The sequence below is a fragment of the Mesorhizobium sp. M2A.F.Ca.ET.067.02.1.1 genome (assembly GCF_004023285.1).
Classification (GTDB): domain Bacteria; phylum Pseudomonadota; class Alphaproteobacteria; order Rhizobiales; family Rhizobiaceae; genus Mesorhizobium.
On record NZ_RZSB01000385.1, the window covers coordinates 1 to 5,656 of the forward strand.

The following is a 5,656-nucleotide window of genomic DNA, read 5'->3' on the forward strand; positions in this document are numbered from 1 at the left end:
CTTTATCGTGCCCTATCAGATCCGCAGGGCAATCACCGCCGACGAGACGCGAACGGCAGTGCTTCTGGTTCCGGCCGCGCAGCTCTTCGGTCTCGCCATCGGCCCGATCGCCGCCTCGCTTTTGATTGATGCCGGCAATTTCCGCCCGGTGCCCGAATTCGCCGCGGCGACTGCTTTGGCCAGCGTGCTGCTGCTCGGCGTCTTCGTGCTGGTCGCCCGGCGGCACTGTCGGGCCTGAGCGGGGAGAGTTAAAATGGCAAACGCCTGGAGCAACTGGTCTGGTTTCGTCACGGCTTCCCCGAAATCGATCGCGACGCCGGCCGACGCCGGCGAGCTGGCCGAGCTGGTGCGCTCGGCGCCCGGTCCGCTGCGCGTCGCCGGCGCCGGCCACTCCTTCACGCCGCTGGTGCAATCCGACGGCACCATCGTCTCGCTTGAGAAGATCGAAGGGCTGGTCTCGCACGAACCGGCGGCCGACAGGGCGCGGGTGGGGGCGGGCACGCGGCTCGGCGCCCTGATGCACATCCTGCAAGGCATCGGCCAGGGCCTGCCCAACATGGGCGACATCGACAAGCAGGCGATCGGCGGCGCGCTGGGCACGGCAACGCATGGCTCCGGCCCGACACTGGGCGCCTATCACACGCAGGTCGAGGCGGTGCAGCTCGTCGATGGGCGGGGCAAGCTGCGCGAATACAGCCGGGCCGACGACCCGGACATGATCCACGCCACCGGTGTCGCGCTTGGCGCCTTCGGCATCCTCACCGAAGTGACGATGAACAACATAGCGGCCTACCGCCTGCGACGCCGCAAATGGGTGCTGCCGATTGGCGACATGCTGCGCGATTTCGAAAAGATGATGGCCGCGCATCGTTCGGCCGAATTCTACTACATCCCGTTTTCCGGCTATGCGCAGTTCATTGCCAGCGACCTGAGCGATGCCGAGCCGACGCAGCGGCCGACCGAGGACGACGAGGGGGGTCTGGCGACATTGCGCAAGCTGCGCACCGTGCTGCGCCGGCTGCCATCGCTGCGCCGCGCGCTGATCAAGGGCGCGGTGAAGAAGGTGCCCTCCGAGGATTATGTGCAAGACTGGCTCAACGTCTATGTCAGCGACCGTCGAACCAAATTCAACGAGATGGAATACCACCTGCCATTCGAGGAAGGCCCCAAGGCGTTGGCCGAGATCATCGCGCTGACGGAGAAGCACTTTCCGGAAGTCTATTTCCCGATGGAGGTGCGTTCGGTGGCGCCGGACGAATTCTGGCTTTCGCCCTTCCACAAGCGACTGACCTGCTCGATCGCCATCCACCATGACGCGGCGAATGACCCGCTGCCCTTCATGCGCGCCGCCGAGCCCATCTTCCGCAAATATGGCGGCAGGCCGCATTGGGGCAAGATGCACAGCCTGAAGGCTGCGGATTTCAAGAAGCTTTATCCGCGTTGGGACGACGCGCTTGCCGTGCGCCGCGACATCGATCCCGACAACCGTTTCGTGTCGCCCTATATGGCCGGCCTGTTCGCCATCGAATGATGAGCGCCTATTTCGCTGCCCTGTCCGAGGCGTTGAAGGCAGCCGAGATCTTCCGGCCCTGCCTGGTGCTCGACCGCGACCGGCTGGACGGCAACATCGCGCTGATGAAGGAGCGGCTGGCGCCCGGCCTTGCCGTTCGGCTGGTCGACAAGTCGCTGCCTTGCATGCCGCTGCTGTCGCATATCGCGCGAGCCCTCGAAACCAATCGCTTCATGACCTTCCATCCGCCGGTGACGCAGGCCGTTCTCGACGGCTTTCCCGAGGGCGACCTGCTCTACGGCAAGCCGATGCCGGTCGGCGCTGCCAGGGCCGCGCTGACAAGAGGCGGCGCCGGCTGGTGGTCACGCGTCTGCTGGCTGATTGACACACCGGAGCGGCTGGCCGACTACGGCGCCTTGGCCGCCGCGCTCGACACCGAACTGCGCTTCGCCTTCGAGGTCGATGTCGGCCTGCATCGCGGCGGTTTTTCAAGTCCCGCCGAGATCAAGGCGCTGACGGTGCCGGAGCGCCTGCATTGCGAAGGCATCATGGCCTATGAAGCGCATGCGCCGGAGATACCGGGCCTCTTCGGCGGTGCGGCCAGGGCGCTGAAGCAGGCTTCGGCCAGGGCGGCGGAGTTCGCCGCCGCGCTCGATCCGGACCGGCGCCGCATCCTGAATATCGGCGGCTCGAAGACCGCGCTGCTGCATGGCGGCGGCGTCGCCAACGAAGTGTCGATCGGCTCGGCCTTCGTGCTGCCGAGCGACTTCGACACCCCTGGCCTTGACGGCCTCCAGCCGGCGGCCTTTGTCGCGACGCCGATCCTCAAGGCCCTCGACCCGATGCTGCCCGGTCCGCCGTCGGTTTCCAGGGCGCTGCAGGCGCTCGGCCTCTTCCCGAAGAAGGGCTGCTATCTCTATGGCGGCAAGTGGATGGCCGAACCGGTGTTCCCTGAAGGCATGAAGCCGAACGGCCTGATCGGGTTATCGTCCAATCAGCAGTTCATGGGCCTGCCGGCAGGCGCCGATGTGAAGCCCGGCGACTACGCCTTCCTGCGGCCGACGCAGAGCGAGGCGGTACTGCAGCATTTCGGGGCGATCGCGGTTTTTGCCGGCGGGCGGATCGGCGAGTTCTGGCCGGTGCTGCCGACGGGGTGAGGCGTTTCAGCGCCTCGCGGCGAGGCCGCCCTCCGCGCTCTCGTCATTTATGGTTTGCACGCGTCGCTTCGCACCTTGCTCCACCGTGGAATGACAAAGTTGTGAGGCATCCCGCTGCAGCCAATTTATTGACTCAGTCAACTAAATGGTTGATCCTGTCGAGAGCAGGAGGACTTCCCATGACCATCCACGACCACCCCGGCAAGGAGCGCATCGATACGGTGCGCGCCTTCAATCGCTTCTACACCCGCCAGATCGGCCTGCTCGACGAGGGCCTCCTGAAGAGCCCGTTCTCGCTGACCGAGGCGCGGGTGCTCTATGAGCTTGCTCATCGCGACGGGCTGGTCGCCAGCGATCTGGTGCGCGACCTCGGCCTCGACCCGGGCTATGTCAGCCGCCTCTTGAAGAAATTCGAGGAGCGTGGCCTGGTCGAGCGCGAAGCCAGCGAGGCGGACGCGCGCCGATCATCGATCGCGCTGACGCCGGCGGGGAGGCAGGCCTTCGCGCCGCTCAACCAGGATTCGCATGACCAGGTGCGCGCGCTGCTCGACCGCTTGCCGCCGGTCGACCAGGAGCGGCTGGTCAACGCCATGCGCACCGTCCAGGACCTGCTCGGGGAAGGGCCCGAACCCAAGGTGCCTTACATCCTGCGGCCGCTGCAGGTCGGCGACATCGGCTGGGTCACGCGCCGTCAGGGCATGCTCTACACCGAGGAGTATGGCTGGGACGGAACCTATGAGGCGCTGGTCGCCGAGATCCTCGCTGAGTTCGTCAAGAAATTCGATCCAAAGTGGGAGCGCGCCTGGATCGCCGAGCGCGAAGGCGAGGTGGTCGGCTCGGTCTTCGTCGTGCGCAAGTCGTCCGAGGTGGCGAAGCTGAGGCTGCTCTATGTCGAGCCGTCGGCGCGCGGCCTGGGCATCGGCCGGCGCCTGGTCGACGAGTGCATCGCCTTCGCCCGCGCCAAGGGCTACAAGACGCTGACGCTTTGGACCAACGACATACTGGGCTCGGCTCGCCGCATCTACCAGGCCGCGGGTTTCCAGCTGGTCGACGAGGAGCGCCATCATTCCTTCGGCAAGGATCTCGTCGGCCAGACCTGGGATTTGGAGCTGTAGTTCTCCCTTCTCCCGCAGCATCGGGAGAAGGGTCTCAATTGTTGATCGGCACCCGGATCTCCAACCCGCCATTGCCAGTATGTCCATCGATTCGAGCCGTAGCGTTCGAATTCCGGCGCGTCGGCTCCTCGCATTTGGCGCGCTACTGTAGCGGCGGCGCCGACAGGCAGTTTGATCGAAATTGCGCACTGGGCAATAATGAGCACCGGGCATGCCGCTGCGAGGTGGGATCGAAGCGGCAATGCGGATAGGCGGGAAGGTGGCCCGATGACGACGGCGACGGCCGATCAGGTGTTCCGGTTTGGCGGTTTCACGCTCGATCTCGCCATGGGCACGCTGCGCGGCGTGAACGAGCCGCTGTTCCTGCGCCCGAAAGCATATGCGCTGCTTTCGCATCTCGCCCGCAACATGGGTCGCGTCGTGCCGAAGTCGGAATTGATGGATGTCGTCTGGCCCGACGTTCATGTCACCGAGGATTCGCTCACCCAGTCTGTGCGCGAAATCCGCAAGGTGCTGGGCGACGACATGGTTCGCACCGTCTCTAAGCGCGGCTATATGCTGGCCGCGGAGGCTGAGGCAGCGCCCGAGATCACCACCCAGCCGATCGTTGCCGTGGTGCGCTTCCGCAACGAGAGTGGCGATCCGGCCGATGAGGCGATGGTCGACGGATTCGCTGAGGACTTGATAAACGGCATCGCGCGCTTCGGCACGGTCACGGTGCTGGCGCGGAACTCCAGCTTCTCCTTTGCTTCCTTCGGCCGCGCCGAGTGGCCGCAGATCCGCGCCCGCATCGGCGCCGACTACCTGGTCGAAGGGTCGCTGCGCCGCCAGGGCGAGCATGTCGTGGTTGCCGTCAGCCTCGTCGGCATAGCCACCGCCAGCCAACTCTGGGGCGACCGTTTCCAATCACAGGGCGACGGCCTCTTCGCAATCGAGCGCGAGATCGTCGAGCAAATCGTCAGCCGGCTGGTCACGCGTGTCGCCAATGCCGGACTGGAGCAGGCGTCGCGCAAGCCGGTCACCAGCCTAGCCGCCTATGAGCTTCTGCTGCGCGGCTTTGCGATGCTGCGCGATCCCGCCCAGACCGACCAGCGCAGCGCCGAAGCCCTATTTGAGGCCGCGATCGCTAAGGACCCGAACTACGGCCTCGCCTACACGTATCTTGGTCTTGTGCGGGCACTGGATGGCGAGTTCGGTCGCGCCAGCGACTCGGTTCTGGAAAATGCGCGCGACCTTGCCGACAAGGGCCTGGCGCTGTCGCCGGACCAGCCGACAGGACACCGCGTGCAGTCGCTGATCCGTCTCTATATGCGTGATCACGAGGCGGCCGAGCATCACATGCGCATCGCGCTGCAACTCAATCCCTACGATGCCGACAGCATCGAGCAGATGGGCATGTTGCTGACCATGCGCGGCCGGCCACTGGAAGCGCTGACCTGGCTGGCACGCGGCATTCGCATCGATCCTTTGCATCCGCACTGGTATCAGTTCGACCGCGCCTTGGCGCTCTACATGATGGGGGAATACCGGCAGGCGGCCGACGCGCTGGAGCTGGCGACGCGCCCGACGCCCTGGATTCGCACGCGGCTCGCCGCCTGCTATGCCCAGATGGGCGAGATGGAGAAGGCGCGGCGGCAAATCGCCCTCATCGAGGAGGGCGCTCTGTTTTCGCCGCTCGACTATGCGCTGCGAGGGGTGCCCTTCGAGAGCCGCGCCGATGCCGAGCATCTCGCCGAAGGCGTCAGACTTGCCCTCGGCGTGACTATTCCCGAGCCGCCTCAATCGACGACCACCACGATATAGCGGCCCTGATAGAGCCGGTAGTAGGTGCCGCTGCAGCGCCAGACGTCGAAGCCGTTGACCTTGGTGCGCAC

4 protein-coding genes and 1 pseudogene are annotated in these 5,656 nt (G+C 65.6%); all 5 read left to right on the forward strand.

Annotated elements, in window-relative coordinates; translation table 11 throughout:
* Window positions 1–238 (forward strand): annotated as a pseudogene (locus tag EOA28_RS22825) (MFS transporter); the annotation flags it as partial.
* Window positions 239–253: 15 nt separating this feature from the next.
* Window positions 254–1,531 carry a D-arabinono-1,4-lactone oxidase gene (locus EOA28_RS22830; protein WP_127251613.1) on the forward strand — a complete coding sequence of 426 codons (1,278 nt, stop codon included), beginning with the start codon at window positions 254–256 and terminating at the stop codon, window positions 1,529–1,531.
* Window positions 1,531–2,667: an alanine racemase gene (locus EOA28_RS22835; protein WP_189342143.1), complete on the forward strand. Its 1,137-nt coding sequence runs from the start codon at window positions 1,531–1,533 to the stop codon at window positions 2,665–2,667. Before EOA28_RS22830 ends, EOA28_RS22835 begins: the two co-directional genes overlap by 1 nt.
* Window positions 2,668–2,846: 179 nt before the next feature.
* Window positions 2,847–3,782, forward strand: a complete 936-nt coding sequence (locus EOA28_RS22840; RefSeq protein ID WP_127251611.1) for a bifunctional helix-turn-helix transcriptional regulator/GNAT family N-acetyltransferase — start codon at window positions 2,847–2,849, stop codon at window positions 3,780–3,782.
* Between the two features lie 267 nt (window positions 3,783–4,049).
* Window positions 4,050–5,585 (forward strand): winged helix-turn-helix domain-containing protein, encoded by a 1,536-nt coding sequence (locus tag EOA28_RS22845; protein ID WP_127251610.1) that lies wholly within the window; start codon window positions 4,050–4,052, stop codon window positions 5,583–5,585.
* Window positions 5,586–5,656 lie beyond the last annotated feature (71 nt).